This is a genomic window from Escherichia sp. MOD1-EC6842 (genome assembly GCF_002965705.1).
Taxonomy (GTDB): Bacteria; Pseudomonadota; Gammaproteobacteria; order Enterobacterales; family Enterobacteriaceae; genus Escherichia; species Escherichia ruysiae.
The window spans coordinates 46,358-66,723 of record NZ_PTRF01000003.1 but is presented as its reverse complement, the minus strand read 5'-3'; the positions used below and the strand labels follow the sequence as shown (position 1 = coordinate 66,723).

The 20,366-nt window shown below is 49.9% G+C and carries 24 protein-coding genes; 18 read left to right on the top strand and 6 right to left on the bottom strand.

What is annotated here, in order from left to right:
- Nucleotides 1-61 precede the first annotated feature (61 nt).
- The 6 genes from A7Z29_RS04635 (at nt 62) to ruvX (ending at nt 4,223) form a co-directional block, all read left to right on the top strand.
- The gene (locus A7Z29_RS04635; RefSeq protein WP_000858393.1) at nt 62-559 is read left to right on the top strand and encodes a SprT family zinc-dependent metalloprotease; all 498 of its coding nucleotides are present in this window, start codon (nt 62-64) and stop codon (nt 557-559) included.
- Nucleotides 560-653: 94 nt separating this feature from the next.
- On the top strand, nt 654-1,361 hold the full coding sequence (gene endA / locus A7Z29_RS04630) for a deoxyribonuclease I (protein ID WP_000286196.1): 708 nt from the start codon (nt 654-656) through the stop codon (nt 1,359-1,361).
- A gap of 79 nt (nt 1,362-1,440) precedes the next feature.
- Nucleotides 1,441-2,172 (top strand): 16S rRNA (uracil(1498)-N(3))-methyltransferase, encoded by a 732-nt coding sequence (gene rsmE / locus A7Z29_RS04625; protein ID WP_010350368.1) that lies wholly within the window; start codon nt 1,441-1,443, stop codon nt 2,170-2,172.
- 12 nt (nt 2,173-2,184) lie between these two features.
- Complete coding sequence (gene gshB / locus A7Z29_RS04620) at nt 2,185-3,135, top strand: glutathione synthase (protein WP_000593254.1); 951 nt, start codon at nt 2,185-2,187, stop codon at nt 3,133-3,135.
- Nucleotides 3,136-3,243: 108 nt separating this feature from the next.
- Nucleotides 3,244-3,807: a YqgE/AlgH family protein gene (locus A7Z29_RS04615; protein WP_010347742.1), complete on the top strand. Its 564-nt coding sequence runs from the start codon at nt 3,244-3,246 to the stop codon at nt 3,805-3,807.
- Nucleotides 3,807-4,223: a Holliday junction resolvase RuvX gene (gene ruvX / locus A7Z29_RS04610; RefSeq protein WP_000017111.1), complete on the top strand. Its 417-nt coding sequence runs from the start codon at nt 3,807-3,809 to the stop codon at nt 4,221-4,223. The genes A7Z29_RS04615 and ruvX overlap by 1 nt, the downstream gene beginning before the upstream one ends.
- A 208-nt stretch (nt 4,224-4,431) precedes the next feature.
- On the opposite strand, the gene A7Z29_RS04605 is transcribed toward ruvX, so the two are convergent.
- On the bottom strand, nt 4,432-5,412 hold the full coding sequence (locus A7Z29_RS04605; RefSeq protein WP_105289858.1) for a PilT/PilU family type 4a pilus ATPase: 981 nt from the start codon (nt 5,410-5,412) through the stop codon (nt 4,432-4,434).
- Nucleotides 5,413-5,429: 17 nt separating this feature from the next.
- On the opposite strand from A7Z29_RS04605, the gene yggS reads away from it, so the two are divergent.
- The 8 genes from yggS to A7Z29_RS04565 all read left to right on the top strand — a co-directional run bounded on the left by yggS (nt 5,430) and on the right by A7Z29_RS04565 (nt 11,883).
- The gene (gene yggS / locus A7Z29_RS04600; protein ID WP_010347747.1) at nt 5,430-6,134 is read left to right on the top strand and encodes a pyridoxal phosphate homeostasis protein; all 705 of its coding nucleotides are present in this window, start codon (nt 5,430-5,432) and stop codon (nt 6,132-6,134) included.
- 17 nt (nt 6,135-6,151) lie between these two features.
- Entirely contained in the window at nt 6,152-6,718 is a 567-nt protein-coding gene (yggT, locus tag A7Z29_RS04595) for an osmotic shock tolerance protein YggT (RefSeq protein WP_001094831.1), read from the top strand.
- Complete coding sequence (gene yggU / locus A7Z29_RS04590) at nt 6,715-7,005, top strand: DUF167 family protein YggU (protein ID WP_001277222.1); 291 nt, start codon at nt 6,715-6,717, stop codon at nt 7,003-7,005. The genes yggT and yggU overlap by 4 nt, the downstream gene beginning before the upstream one ends.
- 7 nt (nt 7,006-7,012) lie before the next feature.
- A complete protein-coding gene (locus A7Z29_RS04585) occupies nt 7,013-7,606 on the top strand; it encodes an XTP/dITP diphosphatase (RefSeq protein WP_001174758.1) in 594 nt (197 codons plus the stop codon).
- Entirely contained in the window at nt 7,599-8,735 is a 1,137-nt protein-coding gene (gene hemW, locus A7Z29_RS04580) for a radical SAM family heme chaperone HemW (RefSeq protein WP_032226196.1), read from the top strand. The genes A7Z29_RS04585 and hemW overlap by 8 nt, the downstream gene beginning before the upstream one ends.
- A gap of 312 nt (nt 8,736-9,047) precedes the next feature.
- The gene (locus tag A7Z29_RS04575) at nt 9,048-10,034 is read left to right on the top strand and encodes a TRAP transporter substrate-binding protein (protein ID WP_105280226.1); all 987 of its coding nucleotides are present in this window, start codon (nt 9,048-9,050) and stop codon (nt 10,032-10,034) included.
- Between the two features lie 44 nt (nt 10,035-10,078).
- The gene (locus tag A7Z29_RS04570) at nt 10,079-10,582 is read left to right on the top strand and encodes a TRAP transporter small permease (protein WP_123058399.1); all 504 of its coding nucleotides are present in this window, start codon (nt 10,079-10,081) and stop codon (nt 10,580-10,582) included.
- Nucleotides 10,582-11,883: a TRAP transporter large permease gene (locus A7Z29_RS04565; protein WP_105280224.1), complete on the top strand. Its 1,302-nt coding sequence runs from the start codon at nt 10,582-10,584 to the stop codon at nt 11,881-11,883. The genes A7Z29_RS04570 and A7Z29_RS04565 overlap by 1 nt, the downstream gene beginning before the upstream one ends.
- A gap of 53 nt (nt 11,884-11,936) precedes the next feature.
- On the opposite strand, the gene A7Z29_RS04560 is transcribed toward A7Z29_RS04565, so the two are convergent.
- The 5 genes from A7Z29_RS04560 to trmB form a co-directional block, all read right to left on the bottom strand.
- Nucleotides 11,937-12,944 carry a DUF1202 family protein gene (locus A7Z29_RS04560; RefSeq protein ID WP_105289856.1) on the bottom strand — a complete coding sequence of 336 codons (1,008 nt, stop codon included), beginning with the start codon at nt 12,942-12,944 and terminating at the stop codon, nt 11,937-11,939.
- Between the two features lie 116 nt (nt 12,945-13,060).
- Nucleotides 13,061-14,107, bottom strand: coding sequence for an L-asparaginase 2 (ansB, locus tag A7Z29_RS04555; RefSeq protein ID WP_032226203.1), 1,047 nt, complete (start codon nt 14,105-14,107; stop codon nt 13,061-13,063).
- A 175-nt stretch (nt 14,108-14,282) separates the two neighbouring features.
- Nucleotides 14,283-15,002 (bottom strand): YggN family protein, encoded by a 720-nt coding sequence (locus tag A7Z29_RS04550; protein WP_105289855.1) that lies wholly within the window; start codon nt 15,000-15,002, stop codon nt 14,283-14,285.
- A gap of 182 nt (nt 15,003-15,184) precedes the next feature.
- Nucleotides 15,185-15,511, bottom strand: coding sequence for a YggL family protein (locus A7Z29_RS04545; protein WP_001107564.1), 327 nt, complete (start codon nt 15,509-15,511; stop codon nt 15,185-15,187).
- Entirely contained in the window at nt 15,511-16,230 is a 720-nt protein-coding gene (gene trmB / locus A7Z29_RS04540; RefSeq protein WP_000786919.1) for a tRNA (guanosine(46)-N7)-methyltransferase TrmB, read from the bottom strand. Before trmB ends, A7Z29_RS04545 begins: the two co-directional genes overlap by 1 nt.
- A gap of 160 nt (nt 16,231-16,390) precedes the next feature.
- On the opposite strand from trmB, the gene mutY reads away from it, so the two are divergent.
- The 4 genes from mutY (at nt 16,391) to nupG (ending at nt 20,349) form a co-directional block, all read left to right on the top strand.
- The gene (mutY, locus tag A7Z29_RS04530) at nt 16,391-17,443 is read left to right on the top strand and encodes an A/G-specific adenine glycosylase (protein WP_105289854.1); all 1,053 of its coding nucleotides are present in this window, start codon (nt 16,391-16,393) and stop codon (nt 17,441-17,443) included.
- Between the two features lie 27 nt (nt 17,444-17,470).
- Complete coding sequence (locus tag A7Z29_RS04525) at nt 17,471-17,746, top strand: oxidative damage protection protein (protein ID WP_000091700.1); 276 nt, start codon at nt 17,471-17,473, stop codon at nt 17,744-17,746.
- 64 nt (nt 17,747-17,810) lie between these two features.
- A complete protein-coding gene (gene mltC, locus A7Z29_RS04520) occupies nt 17,811-18,890 on the top strand; it encodes a membrane-bound lytic murein transglycosylase MltC (protein WP_105289853.1) in 1,080 nt (359 codons plus the stop codon).
- Nucleotides 18,891-19,092: 202 nt separating this feature from the next.
- Nucleotides 19,093-20,349, top strand: a complete 1,257-nt coding sequence (gene nupG / locus A7Z29_RS04515) for a nucleoside permease NupG (protein ID WP_001049787.1) — start codon at nt 19,093-19,095, stop codon at nt 20,347-20,349.
- The last annotated feature ends 17 nt before the right edge of the window (nt 20,350-20,366 follow it).

Genomic DNA, 20,366 nt, shown 5'->3' with positions numbered 1-20,366 from the left:
TCCCGTCGCGGAGGAAGCCGCCTCTTGCAGTCATCTTTTCTTCGCTTTATCCTCAGCCGCTATGAAAACTTCCCGTCTCCCTATCGCCATCCAACAGGCCGTTATGCGTCGCCTGCGGGAAAAACTCGCCCAGGCCAACCTGAAGCTGGGGCGTAATTACCCGGAGCCAAAAATTTCGTACACCCAGCGTGGTACATCCGCCGGAACAGCATGGCTGGACAGCTATGAAATTCGCCTCAATCCGGTGCTGCTGATGGAAAACAGCGAGGCTTTTATAGAAGAAGTGGTGCCGCACGAACTGGCGCATCTGTTGGTCTGGAAACACTTCGGTCGCGTGGCGCCGCATGGTAAAGAGTGGAAGTGGATGATGGAAAGCGTGCTGGGCGTTCCCGCCCGCCGCACGCATCAGTTTGAGCTACAATCCGTGCGCCGCAACACCTTCCCTTACCGCTGTAAATGCCAGGAGCATCAGCTTACCGTGCGCCGCCATAACCGCGTGGTGCGTGGAGAGGCCGTCTATCGCTGCGTTCACTGCGGTGAACAACTGGTTGCCCAATAACCAGTAGAACTATCAGGAATTTTACTGATCTGGCTGATTGCATACCAAAACAACTTTCGCTACGTTGCTCGCTCGTTTTAACACGGAGTAAGTGATGTACCGTAATTTGTCTGTGGCTGCGGTGGTACTGAGCGCAGCATTTTCCGGCCCTGCATTGGCCGAAAGCATCAATAGTTTTTCCCAGGCGAAAACAGCAGCGGTAAAAGTCTACGCTGATGTGCCGGGAACATTTTACTGCGGATGTAAAATCAACTGGCAGGGTAAAAAAGGCATCGTGGATCTGGAGTCGTGCGGATACCAGGTGCGCAAAAATGAAAACCGCGCCAGCCGCGTAGAGTGGGAACATGTGGTTCCTGCCTGGCAGTTCGGTCACCAGCGTCAGTGCTGGCAAGACGGTGGACGTAAAAACTGCGCCAAAGATCCGGTTTATCGCAAAATGGAAAGCGATATGCATAACCTTCAGCCCGCAATAGGCGAAGTGAACGGCGATCGCGGCAATTTTATGTATAGTCAGTGGAACGGCGGCGAAGGGCAGTACGGGCAGTGTGCCATGAAGGTGGATTTCAAAGAAAAAGTGGCTGAACCACCCGCTCATACGCGAGGCATCATTGCACGAACTTATTTCTACATGCGTGACCAGTACAACCTGACACTCTCACGCCAACAAACGCAGCTTTTTAACGCCTGGAACAAGATGTATCCGGTGACCGACTGGGAGTGCGAGCGCGACGAACGTATTGCGAAGATGCAAGGCAATCATAACCCGTATGTGCAACGCGCTTGCCAGGCGCGAAAGAGCTAACCTACACTAGCGGGATTCTTTTTGTTAACCCCTACCCCACGCGGACAACCGCGTGGGGAGACGACGCGGATTTTTAACCATGCGTATCCCCCGCATTTATCATCCAGAACCACTTATCAGCAACTCTCACATCGCGCTTTGCGAAGATGCCGCCAACCATATCGGACGTGTGCTGCGTATGGGACCTGGACAGGCGTTGCAATTGTTTGACGGCAGCAACCAGGTCTTTGACGCAGAAATTACCAGCGCCAGCAAAAAAAGTGTCGAAGTAAAAGTGCTGGAAGGTCAGCTCGACGATCGTGAATCCCCGTTGCATATTCATCTCGGTCAGGTGATGTCGCGCGGTGAAAAAATGGAATTTACTATCCAGAAATCGATCGAACTTGGAGTAAGCCTCATTACGCCACTTTTTTCTGAACGCTGCGGCGTTAAACTGGATAGCGAACGTCTGAACAAGAAGCTCCAGCAGTGGCAGAAGATTGCAATTGCTGCCTGTGAGCAGTGTGGTCGTAACCGGGTGCCGGAAATCCGTCCAGCGATGGATCTGGAAGCCTGGTGTGCAGAGCAGGATGAAGGGCTGAAACTGAATCTTCACCCGCGCGCCAGTAACAGCATCAATACGTTGCCGTTACCGGTTGAACGCGTCCGCCTGCTGATTGGCCCGGAAGGCGGTTTATCGGCAGATGAAATTGCCATGACTGCCCGCTATCAATTTACTGATATCCTGTTGGGACCTCGCGTTTTGCGTACAGAGACAACTGCGCTCACCGCCATTACCGCGCTACAAGTACGATTTGGCGATTTGGGCTAACGGAGAAGAATAATGATCAAGCTCGGCATCGTGATGGACCCCATCGCAAACATCAACATCAAGAAAGATTCCAGTTTCGCTATGTTGCTGGAAGCACAACGTCGTGGTTACGAACTTCACTATATGGAGATGGCCGATCTCTATTTGATTAACGGTGAAGCCCGTGCTCATACGCGTACTCTGAGCGTTGAACAAAACTACGATAAATGGTACGAGTTTACGGGGGAGCAAGATCTGCCACTGGCCGATCTCGACGTGATCCTGATGCGTAAAGATCCGCCGTTTGATACCGAGTTTATCTACGCCACTTACATTCTGGAACGTGCCGAAGAGAAAGGTACGCTGATTGTTAACAAGCCGCAGAGCCTGCGCGACTGTAACGAAAAACTGTTTACCGCCTGGTTCTCTGACTTAACACCGGAAACGCTGGTCACGCGCAATAAAGCACAGTTAAAAGCGTTCTGGGAAAAACACACCGACATCATCCTTAAGCCGCTGGACGGTATGGGCGGTGCGTCTATTTTCCGGGTGAAAGAAGGTGATCCGAACCTCGGCGTAATAGCCGAAACCCTGACTGAACACGGCACGCGCTACTGCATGGCGCAGAATTATCTGCCTGCCATTAAAGATGGCGACAAGCGCGTGCTGGTCGTCGATGGCGAGCCGGTGCCGTACTGTCTGGCACGTATTCCACAGGGGGGGGAAACCCGTGGCAATCTGGCTGCCGGTGGTCGTGGCGAACCTCGTCCGCTAACTGAAAGTGACTGGAAAATCGCCCGCCAGGTTGGGCCGACGCTGAAAGAAAAAGGGCTGATTTTTGTTGGCCTGGATATTATCGGCGACCGTCTGACTGAAATTAACGTCACCAGCCCAACCTGTATTCGTGAGATTGAAGCAGAGTTTCCGGTCTCGATCACCGGAATGTTAATGGATGCCATAGAAGCACGTTTACAGCAGCAATAACCCAGTTTAACGAGAGGGATCTCGTTGAGACTCTGAGTGACAGCGCCCTTCTTTCCACGCATACTGGGCGCTGTTGCTTTTTTGAACCAGGAAACAGAACCTCTGACAATGAATTTACAGCATCACTTTCTTATTGCCATGCCTGCTCTCCAGGATCCGATTTTCCGTCGTTCCGTGGTCTACATTTGCGAACATAATACCAATGGCGCAATGGGGATTATCATTAATAAACCACTGGAAAATCTCAAAATTGAAGGGATTCTGGAAAAGCTGAAGATCACGCCGGAGCCGCGTGATGAATCAATCCGTCTGGACAAACCGGTTATGCTCGGTGGCCCGCTAGCTGAAGATCGCGGGTTTATTTTGCATACTCCACCATCAAATTTTGCTTCCAGTATTCGCATTTCAGACAACACGGTGATGACCACCTCCCGCGATGTACTTGAAACGCTCGGCACCGATAAACAACCGTCTGACGTATTGGTGGCGTTGGGTTACGCCTCCTGGGATAAAGGCCAGCTGGAACAAGAGATTCTCGACAACGCCTGGCTAACCGCCCCAGCAGATCTGAATATTCTGTTCAAAACGCCGATTGCCGACCGCTGGCGCGATGCGGCAAGACTGATTGGTGTGGATATTCTCACCATGCCTGGTGTGGCAGGACACGCCTGATGAGTGGAACCTTACTCGCCTTCGACTTCGGCACCAAAAGCATTGGCGTAGCGGTCGGCCAACGCATTACCGGCACCGCTCGCCCTTTGCCTGCAATTAAAGCACAGGACGGTACGCCGGACTGGAACCTCATCGAACGTTTACTGAAAGAGTGGCAGCCGGACGAAATCATCGTCGGTTTGCCGCTGAATATGGACGGCACCGAACAGCCGTTAACCGCCAGGGCACGTAAATTCGCCAACCGTATTCATGGTCGTTTCGGTGTTGAAGTAAAGCTCCATGACGAGCGTCTTAGCACAGTAGAAGCGCGTTCCGGGCTTTTTGAACAAGGTGGTTACCGGGCACTCAACAAAGGTAAAGTCGACTCTGCCTCTGCGGTTATCATTCTCGAAAGTTATTTCGAGCAGGGTTATTAAGGCGATTTATAAGCCTGGCGAATTGTCATTACCGTCATCTTGCCGGATGCGGCGTAAACGCCTTATCCAGCCTACATGTGGCAACGGCTGTAGGTCTGATAAGACGCGTTAGCGTCGCATCAGACGTTCATTGCCGGATGCTGCGTTTGTATGCCTGATAAGCGTAGCGAATCAGGCATATTTACGAAGCTAATCAACCAATTTCGCCTCACAAACGCCCTTCCCCCACCCGCTGCTGATAACTCTGCTGAAAAGTTAACATCCCCACTTGTTGCCCGGTTTGAATAACGTGTGGTAACTGGTGGGTTTTCCCTTCGCGAATCAAATTCCCCACCGCTGGCGTGTTAATCAATAATTCAAACAGCGCCACGCGCCCTTCCTGCTTATCCACTTCCAGCTTTTGTGACAACACCGCCCGTAAACTCCCCGCCAGTTGATTACGCACGGGATCTTTTTCCTGCACCGGAAATGAATCCACCAGCCGCTCAACGGCCTGCGCCGCACCGCGCGTATGTAAGGTCGCCAGCACCAGATGCCCGGTTTCTGCCGCCGTCAGCGCCAGACGTATTGTCTCGCTGTCACGCAGCTCTCCGAGCAATATCACATCGGGATCTTCCCGCAATGCAGCACGCAATCCCGATGCGAACGTCATACAGTGCAAACCGATTTCTCGCTGCTGGATCAAACATCGCTGGCTGGCATAGAGATATTCAACAGGATCTTCCAGCGTCAGAATATGCGCATCGACATGTTGATTGAGATAGCCAACCATCGCCGCCAGCGTGGTAGATTTGCCGCTCCCCGTCGCTCCCGTCACCAGAATCAGGCCATTCTCGCTCTTAAGCAATTCCGGCAATACCGGTGGTGCGCCAAGCTGTTCGAGCTGTGGACGGTGCGAAGGTAACAACCGTAATGCCAGAGAAATACCTTGCCGTTGCGCGAACGCACTGCCGCGCAACCGCTGGTTTTCCGCCAGCGATACGGCAAAATCAAGCTGACCATTTTCAAGCAATATCGCCCTCTGCTCGTCATCCAGCCACTCCCGCAGTAGATCTTCCACGTCCGGCGCGTCAAACGGTGCAGCTTCCATTCTGCCGCGAATGCGCCATCGTGCGGGCCAGGCGCTGCACAGGTGTAGATCCGAGACGTTATGCTTTACACTAAGGGCCACAATTTCTTCCATATTCATACTAAGATCCTCGGAAAATGAACGATATTGCGCATAACCTGGCACAGGTCCGGGACAAAATCTCAGCGGCTGCAACGCGTTGCGGCCGTTCTCCAGAAGAAATTACGCTGCTTGCAGTCAGTAAAACAAAACCTGCGAGCGCCATCGCAGAAGCCATCGACGCCGGGCAGCGTCAATTTGGTGAAAACTACGTTCAGGAAGGGGTAGATAAAATTCGCCACTTTCAGGAACTGGGCGTAACAGGATTAGAATGGCATTTTATTGGTCCGCTACAGTCCAACAAAAGCCGCCTGGTGGCAGAGCATTTCGACTGGTGTCATACCATCGACCGTTTGCGTATCGCTACCCGCCTGAACGACCAGCGACCAGCAGAACTCCCCCCTCTTAACGTACTGATTCAAATTAATATTAGTGATGAAAACAGTAAGTCCGGGATTCAACTGGCAGAACTGGACGAACTGGCGGCTGCGGTCGCTGAACTACCGCGTCTACGCCTGCGCGGGCTGATGGCAATCCCTGCGCCTGAGTCAGAATATGTAAGGCAGTTTGAAGTTGCACGCCAAATGGCTGTAGCATTTGCCGGACTGAAAACGCGCTACCCGCATGTCGATACGCTCTCTCTGGGGATGTCGGACGATATGGAAGCCGCCATTGCGGCAGGTAGCACAATGGTTCGCATCGGCACAGCCATCTTTGGTGCGCGTGATTACTCTAAAAAATAAGGAATTAAAGGAACGCCATGAATACGTTGACTTTCCTGCTTTCAACGGTCATTGAGCTGTATACCATGGTGCTGTTATTACGCATCTGGATGCAGTGGGCTCATTGTGATTTTTATAACCCTTTCTCACAGTTTGTGGTGAAAGTGACACAGCCAATTATCGGGCCACTGCGCCGCGTTATTCCGGCAATGGGGCCAATTGACAGCGCCTCGCTGCTGGTTGCCTATATTCTCAGTTTCATCAAAGCCATTGTGCTGTTTAAAGTGGTGACCTTTCTGCCAATCATCTGGATTGCTGGTTTATTAATTCTGCTGAAAACCATCGGCCTGCTGATTTTCTGGGTACTGCTGGTAATGGCGATTATGAGCTGGGTAAGCCAGGGTCGTAGCCCGATTGAATACGTGCTGATTCAGCTTGCCGATCCGCTGCTGCGCCCGATTCGCCGCCTGCTGCCGGCAATGGGTGGGATTGATTTCTCGCCGATGATCCTCGTTCTGCTGCTGTATGTCATCAATATGGGTGTCGCAGAAGTATTACAGGCGACAGGAAACATGCTGCTGCCGGGGCTGTGGATGGCGTTATGAGTGCCGTAACAGTTAACGATGACGGTCTGGTTTTGCGGCTTTATATTCAGCCAAAAGCCAGCCGTGATTCTATTGTCGGTTTACATGGCGACGAGGTAAAAGTCGCCATTACCGCGCCGCCGGTTGACGGTCAGGCCAACAGCCATCTGGTGAAATTTCTCGGTAAGCAATTCCGGGTAGCCAAAAGCCAGGTGGTGATAGAAAAAGGCGAACTTGGCCGCCACAAACAAATTAAAATCATTAATCCGCAACAAATCCCGCCAGAAATCGCGGCGTTAATTAATTAGGTATCCTATGCAAAAAGTTGTCCTCGCAACCGGCAATGCCGGTAAAGTGCGTGAGCTGGCGTCGCTGCTTAGCGACTTCGGTCTTGATATCGTGGCTCAAACGGAGCTTGGCGTTGATTCCGCCGAAGAAACCGGCCTGACCTTTATCGAAAACGCGATTCTGAAAGCGCGCCACGCGGCAAAAGCGACCGGTTTACCGGCGATTGCCGACGACTCCGGTCTGGCGGTAGATGCGCTGGGTGGCGCGCCAGGGATTTACTCCGCGCGTTATTCCGGTGAAGACGCGACCGATCAAAAGAATCTGCAAAAACTGCTGGAAACACTGAAAGACGTACCGGACGACCAACGTCAGGCTCGCTTCCACTGTGTGCTGGTGTATCTGCGTCACGCGGAAGATCCCACTCCGCTGGTGTGTCACGGCAGCTGGCCGGGCGTGATTACCCGTGAACCTTCCGGTACTGGCGGCTTTGGTTATGATCCAATTTTCTTCGTGCCTTCCGAAGGCAAAACCGCTGCCGAACTGACCCGCGAAGAAAAGAGCGCCATTTCCCATCGTGGTCAGGCATTGAAACTGCTGCTGGACGCTTTACGTAATGGTTAAATTACCGCCGCTGAGTCTTTACATTCACATCCCGTGGTGCGTGCAGAAATGCCCGTACTGCGATTTCAACTCTCACGCGTTGAAAGGGGAAGTGCCGCACGACGATTATGTTCAGCATCTGCTTAGCGATCTGGACAACGATGTCGTTTACGCACAGAACCGTGAAGTAAAGACAATCTTTATTGGCGGTGGTACGCCGAGCCTGCTTTCCGGCTCGGCGATGCAAACGCTGCTGGACGGCGTGCGTGCGCGTTTGCCGCTGGCAGCGGATGCAGAAATTACCATGGAAGCGAACCCCGGTACGGTAGAAGCCGATCGCTTTGTTGATTATCAGCGTGCCGGTGTAAATCGTATCTCTATTGGGGTACAGAGTTTTAGCGAAGAAAAGCTGAAACGGCTGGGACGTATTCATGGCCCGCAAGAAGCGAAGCGTGCTGCAAAACTGGCAAGCGAGCTGGGGCTGCGTAGCTTTAACCTTGATTTAATGCATGGGCTACCGGATCAATCGCTGGAAGAGGCGCTTGGCGATCTGCGCCAGGCTATTGAACTGAATCCGCCGCATCTTTCCTGGTATCAACTGACCATCGAACCTAATACGCTGTTTGGTTCACGACCGCCGGTACTGCCGGACGACGACGCGCTGTGGGATATTTTCGAACAGGGGCATCAGTTATTAACCGCAGCGGGTTATCAGCAATATGAAACTTCCGCTTACGCCAAACCGGGTTATCAGTGCCAGCACAATCTTAACTACTGGCGATTTGGTGACTACATCGGCATCGGCTGCGGTGCACACGGCAAAGTGAGCTTCCCGAACGGGCGCATTCTGCGTACCACCAAAACGCGTCATCCGCGTGGTTTTATGCAGGGAAGGTATCTGGAAAGCCAGCGCGATGTTGAAACCGCAGATAAGCCATTCGAGTTCTTTATGAATCGCTTCCGTTTGCTGGAAGCCGCACCGCGCGTGGAGTTTAGCCAGTACACAGGTCTTTCTGAAGAGGTGATTCGCCAACAGTTAGACGAGGCTATCGCTCAGGGTTATCTCACTGAGTGTGCGGATTACTGGCAGATAACCGAGCATGGTAAATTATTCTTAAACTCACTTCTTGAATTATTCCTCGCTGAGTAATCATTAATGCGCCTGTGGGCGCATTAATCACTTCTTTTATCCCCCCGTTAATTAACTTCGGCAAAAATATATTTCTTACTGAATAAATATCGACGACATTTATTATATAAATGTAGTGAATATTTACTCATCATTTATGATTATAAACATGTACAACCTGGCGCACAAATTTAATATTTAATTTCTGACTTTATTTCAAGTTGTGATAAACATAGACAAGTTGTCAGACAGGTTAACCAATTTGTCGCACAAAGCACTGATAAGCACAATTAGATATCAACCAATTTCCATCCTTCAACAGGGAGTTTTTTTATGAAGATGAGGTCATTTACCCGCTCATTAGTCTGCGCATCCTTGCTGGCTCTGGTTAGCACTGGCGTAAACGCCGCAGAAAAAGTGACGTTAAAGTTAGCACACAACCTGGAAAGAAGTCATGTTGTACATCAGAGTTTTGAAGAGCTTGCGAAAGAGGTAAAACAGCTGTCAAAAGGTAATATGGTGATCCGTATTTATCCCAGTAGCCAGATGGGTAATGCGCGAGAAACTATGGAGTTGTTGCAAAATGGCGCACTGGATATGACCAAAGGTTCCGCCAGCGATCTGGAATCTTTTGATAATATTTATGCCATCTATAATTTGCCGTTCTTATTTAAAGATCAGGCGCACTTCAACAAAGTCGTTTTTGGTGAAGTTGGTAAAGAAATTATGGATTCAACAAAAGATAAAGGCTTTTTTGCTTTATCAGCTTATGTAGCGGGTACTCGCAGTTTCTATGCGAAAAAACCGATTACTAAGCCAGAAGATCTTAAAGGACTGAAAATTCGTGTTCAACCAAGTCCGACCACCATCAAAATGATTGAACTGATGGGTGGTTCACCCACTCCAATTTCATTTGGCGAAGTTTATACTGCGATGCAGCAAGGTGTAGTAGATGGCGCAGAAAATAACGTGCCTTCATGGGTGCAGACTCGACATATTGAAATTGCCAAAGTCTTTTCTGAAGATGAACACGCCTCAATTCCTGATTTTTTGGTTATCTCCACCAAAACATGGAGTAAATTAACCCCAGAACAGCAACAAATCCTCGAAACAGCGGCGAAGAAATCCGAAGCTTATCAACAAAAATTGTGGGAAAAAATTGACGCTGACACACGTGCTCAGGCGAAAGCTATGGGGGGTGAAATTGTAAAAGTGGATAAAGCACCATTCCGTAAAGCCGTGCAACCTCTGTTTGACGACTTTAAAAAAGATCCAAAACAAGCTGCCTTGTTAGAAAAATTCGACAACGCTGCTCAATAATATTCCGGGCCAGTCTCTGGCCCTGATTTTCCAGGATGCTTACAATGATATTTAACCGCCTGAAACTTGCGGTAGACCGCGTCATTGCCGCGTTTTCTGTTGCCGTAATGCTTGCTCTTGTTATATGCGTAGTCTGGCAAGTATTTAGCCGCTACGTACTTAACCAGCCAAGTACATTAACCGATGAGCTGGCACGCTTTTTGATGATCTGGGTAGGATTATTAGGTGCTGCATATACCGTCGGCGCGCAGCGACATCTCTCTATTGATTTATTTGCTCTCGCCCTGAATAAGCGCAAGCAATTACTTCTTAGTATAGTCATTAACGTTCTCATTTTAGGTTTTGCCGGTTCGGTCATTGTGACTGGTGGCCTGAAATTAATTGATAAAACACTGGCAACATTTCAGGTATCTGCCGCTATGCAAATACCGATGGGATACGTATATATCATTCTGCCATTAAGTGGAGTGGTGATGATGTTTTATGCCTTGTGTTTTATTAATCAAAGCATTCAACAACTGAAACAACCTGCGCAGGAGGCCAGTTAATGGATAGTTATATCGCGCTTACACTGTTTGGCTGTTTTTTTGTGCTGGTCTTTATTGGTGTGCCCATTTCGTTCTCAATCGGTATTGCCACTGTAGCTTCAATGCTTTTGATGTTTCCCTGGGATATCGCGGCAATCACTGTTTCGCAACGACTGGCTAATGGACTGGATAACTTTGCCCTGTTGGCAATCCCCTTTTTCATCTTTGCCGGAACGCTGATGAACAGCGGCGGTATTGCGATACGTTTGATTAACCTCGCCCAGGTTATGGTTGGCCGGGTTCCTGGTTCGCTTGGTCATGTGAACGTCCTGGCGAATATGATGTTTGGTTCCATTTCTGGTTCAGCCGTTGCGGCAGCTGCTGCCGTTGGTGGCACACTTAATCCCATTCAGACCAAAGAAGGTTATGATCCGGCATTTTCTACCGCTGTAAACGTCTCATCCTGTATTACTGGATTACTGATACCGCCCTCAAACGTGTTAATCGTGTTTTCCCTGACGGCTGGTGGTGTTTCTGTAGCATCGCTATTTATGGCGGGATATTTGCCAGGGATCTTAATGGGTCTCGCGGTAATGGTTGTCTGCGCCATTATTGCTAAACGCCGTGGTTACCCACTTTCAGAAAGAGCAACCTTTGCTCAGGCCTGTAAAGCGTTTCTGGATGCCCTACCAAGTTTGCTTCTGGTGTTCATTGTGATGGGCGGCATTCTGGGCGGCATTTTTACCGCAACTGAAGCGTCAGCAATTGCCGTTGTCTACACATTTATTCTCTCGGTGCTGATTTACCGGGAAGTAAAATGGCGCGACTTACCCAAACTGATTCTGGAATCGGTTGTTACCACTTCGATTGTATTACTGTTGATCGGTTTTTCCGTGGGCATGTCCTGGGCAATGACCAATGCTGATATTCCTTATATGATCAGCGATGCGTTGATGGGGATTTCAGATAACCCACTGATCATATTGCTGCTGATTAATATCGTCTTATTAATTGTCGGCATCTTCATGGACATGACACCGGCTGTACTAATCTTTACACCGATCTTCTTGCCGATTGCACAAGAGCTGGGAATGGACCCGGTACATTTCGGTATTATGATGGTGGCTAACCTTTGTATTGGGCTATTAACACCGCCAGTGGGTAGTGCGCTATTTGTTGGTTGTTCTATCTCGGGTGTGAAGATTCAACATTTAATCAAACCATTGCTGCCATTTTATGCTGCATTGCTAGTAGCGTTGATGATGATTACCTATATCCCGCAAATTTCTTTGTTGGTTCCGCAGTTGCTAGGGTTAATGTAAATTATAAATCGCCGGATAATGCTATATTATCCGGCAATGATATTTGAAGGAAATTACTTAATCACCCCATTGCGCCGCAGTTGTTCGGTATCTTTTTTCCAGCGTTCATTAGCCTGGTTGATATCGTCAATTTTCATCAAAATCGCGACTTTTTTACTGTTTATTTCTGAAACTTTCATCGTTAACGGATATTGCCCTTTTTCGAGCGTTATCCAGTCATCCTGCAATTTACGGCTAATTTTTTGTGATTGCAGAAAAGTCTGTCGCCGCTGTTCGTTGATATCGAAATCCCGTTTCTGCTGAATCGGCACTTCATAACACTCTTCACTCTGTTTATGACATGCCGCAATCGCCGGTTGATAAACCTCTTTGTCATATTTAACCGCGAACGCCTCGCTATCATTCTGTTTATTAAACTCATCACGCTGTTGGTGAATTTTTTTGAAGGCGTCTTCGCGGGTCATTTGCTTGCCGTTTGCATCTTTTCCCCAATATGCATCCGCTGCTTTCTGCGCCGCCGCCATTTGCTTATCAAGCTCTTTCACTTCCTTTTCCAGCGCAGGAATCGAGTTCTTCTGGGTATTCAACGCTGACTCAAGCTGACTAAAGCGATAATTGAAATCTTCGCTATTCACGATCAGATACTTATTATTCGTTTTGATATCGTCGACCACCCGCCCACGATCGCTGGCTGCCGCCTGAAAAGAGTAAAAGTTCACCGTCCAGCCAGACGCAGGTGTTCCTTTACTGGTTAACATCGCCGAAAATTTTACGGACTTATCTTTCGTCCAGGTCTGTTCCAGCAGTTGGTAGTCTGCCAGTTGACCAACCCAGGTATAGAGATCATCACAGGAAGAAACATCGCCTTCCGCTGACCAGGTGGCCTGATTACCTTTCGCATCAAGGTTTTTTAAACTGATGGCATCAAGCTTGAGAATACCGTGATACTGCTTGTTGAATTGATCTTTTAAGACATTTTCAGTTGGCGGTTCACCATCGGCCCAGCCATTACCAGACATCAACACAAACAGCGCCGTGCCTACAATCCATTGCTTTTTCACCAGAAAACCCTCGCGAGGAATAATTTATTCCAGTGATTATCATCAGGGTAATAACAATTGGCAATGGACGTGAGTCTGAAGTGAAAAAGCCCCGGCACGATACCGGGGCGAGGCGATTAGTACTGATTGAAAATCTGCTGGATCTGCTGTGGATCTTTAGTTTGCGTCAGCGCCAGTTGCAGCAGAACGCGCGCTTTTTGCGGGTTCAGCGTGCCAGAGGCGACGAAACCGTATTTTGCATCATCCACTTCGGCATCCTGAGTGGTTGCGCCCGTCGGTACGCGGGAAGAACGCACTACCGCAGTGCCGTTTTTCGCAGCGGTCGCCAGGGTGTCGAACACGGTTTTATACAGATTGCCGTTACCCACACCGGCGCTAACGATACCGTCGTAGCCTGCATCTACCAGTGCTTTTACCGGAAGATCGGATGCGTTGGCGTAGTTATAAACGATGCCGACTTTCGGCAGTTCATTCAGCTTAGAGACATCGAACGGCGTGTCGCTGGTGTGCTTACGTGCCGGAGTACGCTGGTAGTCAATCTTACCGTTGTGAATGTAACCCAACGGACCGTAGTTAACAGATTTGAAGGTCGCTACATCGGTGGTATTAGTTTTGGTGACATCACGGCCATCAAGCACGGTGTCGTTCATCACCACCAGCACACCACGGTTGGCGGAGGCTTTATCGGCTGCGGTCACTACCGCGTTATACAGATTAAATGGACCGTCTGCGCTCATGGAAGTGGACGGGCGCATTGCGCCTACCATCACTACAGGCTTGTCACATTTCACGGTCAGGTCGAGGAAGTAAGCGGTTTCTTCCATCGTGTCAGTACCGTGGGTAATAACGAAGCCGTCGGTTTTATCGCAGTCGGTGTTAATTTTTTTCGCCAGCGTCAGCCAGACATTATCATTCATGTCCTGGGAGCCAATGTTAACTACCTGCTCGCCTTTAACGTTCGCAATGTCCTTCAGTTGCGGCACCGCATTGACCAGATTTTCTACGCCAACTTTACCCGCTGTGTAGTTAGATTTGGTTGCGGAGTCACCACCGCCGGCAATCGTCCCGCCGGTCGCTAAAATGGTGATATTCGGTAATGCTAATGCTGCACCACTAAAACCCATAACCAGTGCGGCAAGTGCCGTCTTTTTGAAAAACTCCATTTCATTCCTCCAGTTACGTGAACGCTACGTATTATCCCTTAGCTTTGTATGGAAAATTTGACGTTAAACAATTTACAACGTGAATGAATTTTGGAGATCTATAAAGTTAGAGGCAGGTAACAAAACGAAGAATTAAACGGCATAAAAAAGTATTATGCCGTCTTAAAATAGAGGATTATTTCAAATTCCCGACCAGGGCTTTGCGGCTATCTTCCAGTGTTACGACACGGCTACAGACATCTTTGCCAAACTGCTGGAAATCTTTTTCCTGATTTTTCCACTCGGTTTGGATTGAGGATTGCAGCCCCCCCAGGCTTCCCAGCACGTTCTGTAATGGGTTACCGCCGCTTTTCAGCACCGCTTTCGCGCCCATTTCATTAATGCTGTCCTGCAAAATACCGCCCATTGCCTGATTCACTAACTGCTGGCCTTCGGCGCGAACCTGATCGATAGCTTTATAGTGGAACGTCAGGCCATCACTGCGCGTTTCGATAATGCGGTTCATCTGCTCTTTTAATTGCGCATCCAGTTTGGTCAGACGGCTGCGCATTTTGCTGCTTTCGCCCATCTCCTGAACGATAATTTTATCCAGCGCGACGCGAGCTTTCTCGACGCGACTTTTCGCGCCTTCATCAATCCACGGTAACGTACTGCGCAATTCTGCCTGATAATCCTTCGCCTGCTCGCGTTGGGCAGCGTTCAGAGAATATTGTTTGCCGTTGTACATCACGTTGCCGTCTGGCGTGATCACCAGATTGCCGTTTTCGCCCTTCACCTGCACGGTTTGCGGGCTGACAATCACATCGTCACGCGGCGTGACGCTGCACTGGTAGTCGGCGTGAGCGGTCATTGCCGTCACTGAAAGTGCTGCCGCCAGCAGCATTTTGCGCATCATAATCTTCCCTCAAGAACAAATCAGGCCAGCATTTGCTGGCCCAGATTGATAACAAAGTGCGCGTTGTCCATGCCGGATGCGGCGTAAACGCCTTATCCGGCCTACTCGATCGTGCATCTTTGTAGACCTGATAAACGTAGCGCATCAGGCAGTTTTGCATTTGTCATCGCCCGTATGTTTTCTTAGTCCCACCAAACGTCGAAAAGTTCGCTGGTGCGTACCTCATCCAGTTTGCGCTCTTCCAGCCACTTACGCACAATCGCCTGATGTTCTTCGGTGCATTTGCCGATTTCCTGCATACAGATCAGACCTTCCCAGGCCAGATAGCCGCTGCCGTCAAAGGCCAGTTTGTTCGGTTCGATAACCTCGTTAATAAAGTCATCAACGGTTTTATCAATTTGTTCTTCCGATGTACCTTCCGGGAATCGCCATGCCACCGAAAATCCTAATTCCTGGAATTCGTCGATGTGCATTTTTTTACGCAGACGACGGCTACGGTTCTTTGCCATTATTTCACCCTCTCGAACATTAAGTCCCATACTCCGTGACCAAGACGATGACCACGTTGTTCAAATTTCGTCACCGGACGTGATGCCGGACGCGGTACGTAATCGTTGCTCTCTGACAGGTTTTTATAACCGTCAATGGAAGACATCACTTCAAGCATATGTTCCGCATAAGGTTCCCAGTCGGTCGCCATATGGAATACGCCCCCCAGTTTCAGTTTGCTTTTTACCAGCTCAGCAAACGGCACCTGAACGATACGGCGTTTATTATGGCGCGCTTTGTGCCACGGGTCAGGGAAAAAGAGCTGAACCATGCTCAATGAATTGTCAGGAATCATTTTATGCAGCACTTCGACTGCGTCATGGCACATCACACGCAGGTTATCTAACCCTTCTTCATGCGCGGAAGCCAGACAAGCGCCAACGCCCGGCGAATGCACTTCAATGCCGAGGAAGTCCTGCTCCGGGCGCTCTTTAGCCATTGCCACCAGCGAAGCGCCCATGCCGAAACCAATCTCAAGCGTCACTGGCGCTTCACGGCCAAAAAGCGCAGGGAAATCCAGCATATCTTCGCTGAACTCAACGCCCATCACCGGCCAGTAGTTTTCCAGCGCATGTTCCTGGCCTTTGGTCAGTCGCCCCTGGCGGCGCACAAAACTACGGATACGGCGCAATGGGCGGCCGTTTTCATCAAATTCCGGTGAGATGACGTCGTTTTTCATAAAGATTTAGTCGCTTGTGAAAGTGTTCTGAAAACGGGCATTATCCAAAGTTAGTTGCCGGATGCAAGCATGATAAGGCCGTGGCTGCGGAAAGTTCCGGTTTACACCCTGCCGTCGCTGTGCTGCAATCTTGCCCCCAACAACAATGAATTCGGTGACCATGCAAGCGTCGCAATTTTCAGCCCTGGTTCTGGACTGGTACGATAAATACGGGCGAAAAACTCTGCCCTGGCAAATTGACAAGACGCCCTACAAAGTATGGCTCTCAGAAGTGATGTTGCAACAAACTCAGGTTGCGACCGTTATCCCCTATTTTGAACGCTTTATGGCGCGCTTCCCGACGGTGACCGATCTCGCCAACGCGCCGCTGGACGAAGTTCTCCACTTGTGGACCGGGCTTGGCTATTACGCCCGCGCGCGCAATCTGCATAAAGCGGCACAGCAAGTTGCCACCTTACACGACGGTAAATTCCCGGAAACCTTTGAGGAAGTCGCCGCGCTGCCTGGCGTCGGACGCTCCACCGCAGGCGCAATACTCTCGCTTTCTCTGGGTAAGCACTTTCCGATTCTCGACGGTAACGTCAAACGCGTGTTAGCACGCTGCTATGCTGTAAGCGGCTGGCCAGGGAAAAAAGAGGTCGAAAATAAACTGTGGAGTTTAAGCGAGCAGGTTACGCCCGCCGTCGGCGTGGAGCGGTTTAATCAGGCGATGATGGATTTAGGCGCGATGATTTGTACGCGCTCGAAGCCGAAGTGTTCGCTCTGCCCGCTACAAAACGGGTGTATTGCCGCCGCCAACAATAGCTGGTCGCTTTATCCGGGCAAAAAACCGAAACAGACATTACCGGAGCGCACCGGCTACTTTTTGCTGTTACAGCACGAAGATGAAGTATTTCTGGCGCAGCGTCCGCCGAGCGGATTGTGGGGCGGTTTATACTGTTTCCCGCAGTTTGCCGACGAAGAAAGTTTGCGGCAGTGGCTGGCGCAACGGCAGATTGCTGCTGATAACCTGACGCAACTCACCGCGTTTCGGCATACCTTCAGCCATTTCCATTTAGATATTGTGCCTATGTGGCTTCCCGTGTCGTCATTCACCGGTTGCATGGATGAAGGCAATGCGCTCTGGTATAACTTAGCGCAACCGCCGTCAGTTGGTCTGGCGGCTCCCGTGGAGCGTTTGTTACAGCAGTTACGCACTGGCGCGCCGGTTTAGCGCGTGAGTCGATAAAGAGGATGATTTATGAGCAGAACGATTTTTTGTACTTTCCTGCAGCGTGAAGCAGAAGGTCAGGATTTTCAGCTATACCCCGGCGAACTGGGAAAACGCATCTACAACGAGATTTCCAAAGAAGCCTGGGCGCAGTGGCAGCACAAACAAACCATGCTGATTAACGAAAAGAAACTCAACATGATGAATGCCGAGCACCGCAAGCTGCTGGAGCAGGAGATGGTCAACTTCCTGTTCGAGGGTAAAGAGGTGCATATCGAGGGCTATACGCCGGAAGATAAAAAATAAAAACAGAGCCGGAGTACGCCTCCGGCAACTTGCATAAAAACAAACACAACACGCACCCGGAATGATGAAAAAATATCTCGCGCTGGCTTTGATTGCGCCGTTGCTCATCTCCTGTTCGACGACCAAAAAAGGCAATACCTATAATGAAGCCTGGGTCAAAGATACCAACGGTTTTGATATTCTGATGGGGCAATTTGCCCACAATATTGAGAACATCTGGGGATTCAAAGAGGTGGTGATCGCCGGTCCTAAGGACTACGTGAAATACACCGATCAATACCAGACCCGCAGCCACATCAACTTTGATGACGGTACGATCACGATCGAAACCATCGCCGGGACAGAACCTGCCGCACATCTGCGTCGGGCAATTATCAAAACGTTACTGATGGGGGATGATCCGAGTTCGGTCGATCTCTATTCCGACGTTGATGATATTACGATTTCGAAAGAACCTTTTCTTTACGGTCAGGTGGTGGACAACACCGGGCAGCCGATTCGCTGGGAAGGTCGCGCAAGCAACTTCGCGGATTATCTGCTGAAAAACCGTCTGAAAAGCCGCAGCAACGGGCTGCGTATCATCTACAGCGTCACCATTAACATGGTGCCGAACCACCTTGATAAACGTGCGCACAAATATCTCGGCATGGTCCGCCAGGCGTCACGGAAATATGGCGTTGATGAGTCGCTGATTCTGGCGATTATGCAGACCGAATCTTCCTTTAACCCGTATGCGGTCAGCCGTTCCGATGCGCTGGGATTAATGCAGGTGGTACAACATACTGCCGGGAAAGATGTGTTCCGCTCGCAGGGGAAATCCGGCACGCCGAGCCGCAGTTTCTTGTTTGATCCTGCCAGCAATATTGATACCGGCACTGCGTATCTGGCGATGCTGAACAATGTTTATCTTGGCGGCATTGATAACCCAACGTCGCGGCGTTATGCCGTCATCACCGCTTATAACGGTGGTGCAGGCAGCGTGTTACGCGTTTTCTCTAACGATAAGATTCAAGCTGCTAATATTATTAATACCATGACCCCGGGCGATGTTTATCAGACGCTAACGACCCGCCATCCTTCTGCGGAATCTCGCCGCTATCTTTATAAAGTGAACACGGCGCAAAAATCTTACCGTCGCCGATAATTGCACTTATCGCCCCTTGACGATGGCCTGGGGCAAAAGTGTTATCTACATCACAATTATGTTTTGCAAAACGATATTATTTGCAATTATTTGCCACGGGTAACAAAAAAACAGTCAGTGAAGTTGATAGAATCGCATCATCTTGCACGGTCAAATGTGCTTTTTGAAACACTCATCCGCATCATGATGTGAGGAAATTAACATGAATCTTAAGCTGCAGCTGAAAATTCTCTCTTTTCTGCAGTTCTGCCTGTGGGGAAGTTGGCTGACGACCCTCGGCTCCTATATGTTTGTTACCCTGAAGTTCGACGGTGCTTCTATCGGCGCAGTTTATAGTTCACTGGGTATCGCCGCTGTCTTTATGCCTGCGTTGCTGGGGATTGTGGCCGACAAATGGTTAAGTGCGAAATGGGTTTACGCCATTTGTCACACTATCGGCGCGATCACGCTCTTCATGGCGGCGCAAGTCACCACGCCGGAGGCGATGTTCCTTGTGATATTGATTAACTCGTTTGCTTATATGCCAACGCTTGGGTTAATCAACACCATCTCCTACTATCGCCTGCAAAATGCCGGGCTGGATATTGTGACGGATTTCCCGCCAATCCGTATCTGGGGCACCATCGGCTTTATTATGGCGATGTGGGTGGTGAGCCTGTCTGGCTTCGAATTAAGCCACATGCAGCTGTATATTGGCGCAGCTCTCTCCGCCGTTCTGGTGCTGTTTACCTTTACGCTGCCGCATATTCCGGTTGCTAAACAGCAAGCGAATCAGAGCTGGACGACTTTGCTGGGGCTTGATGCATTCGCGCTGTTTAAAAACAAGCGTATGGCGATTTTCTTCATCTTCTCGATGTTGCTGGGTGCGGAACTGCAGATTACCAACATGTTCGGTAATACTTTCCTGCACAGCTTCGACAAAGATCCGATGTTTGCCAGCAGCTTCATCGTGCAACATGCGTCGATCATCATGTCGATTTCGCAGATCTCGGAAACTCTGTTCATTCTGACCATCCCGTTCTTCTTAAGCCGCTACGGTATTAAGAACGTAATGATGATCAGTATTGTGGCGTGGATCCTGCGTTTTGCGCTGTTTGCTTATGGCGACCCGACTCCGTTCGGTACTGTACTGCTGGTGCTGTCAATGATTGTCTACGGCTGCGCATTCGACTTCTTCAACATCTCTGGTTCAGTGTTTGTCGAAAAAGAAGTCAGCCCGGCAATTCGTGCCAGTGCGCAGGGGATGTTCCTGATGATGACCAACGGCTTCGGCTGTATCCTCGGCGGTATTGTGAGCGGTAAAGTGGTTGAGATGTACACCCAAAACGGCATTACCGACTGGCAGACCGTATGGCTGATTTTCGCAGGTTACTCTGTGGTTCTGGCCTTCGCGTTCATGGCGATGTTTAAATACAAACACGTTCGTGTCCCTGCGGGCACACAGACTGTTAGCCACTAATTACGCAAAGAGAAACG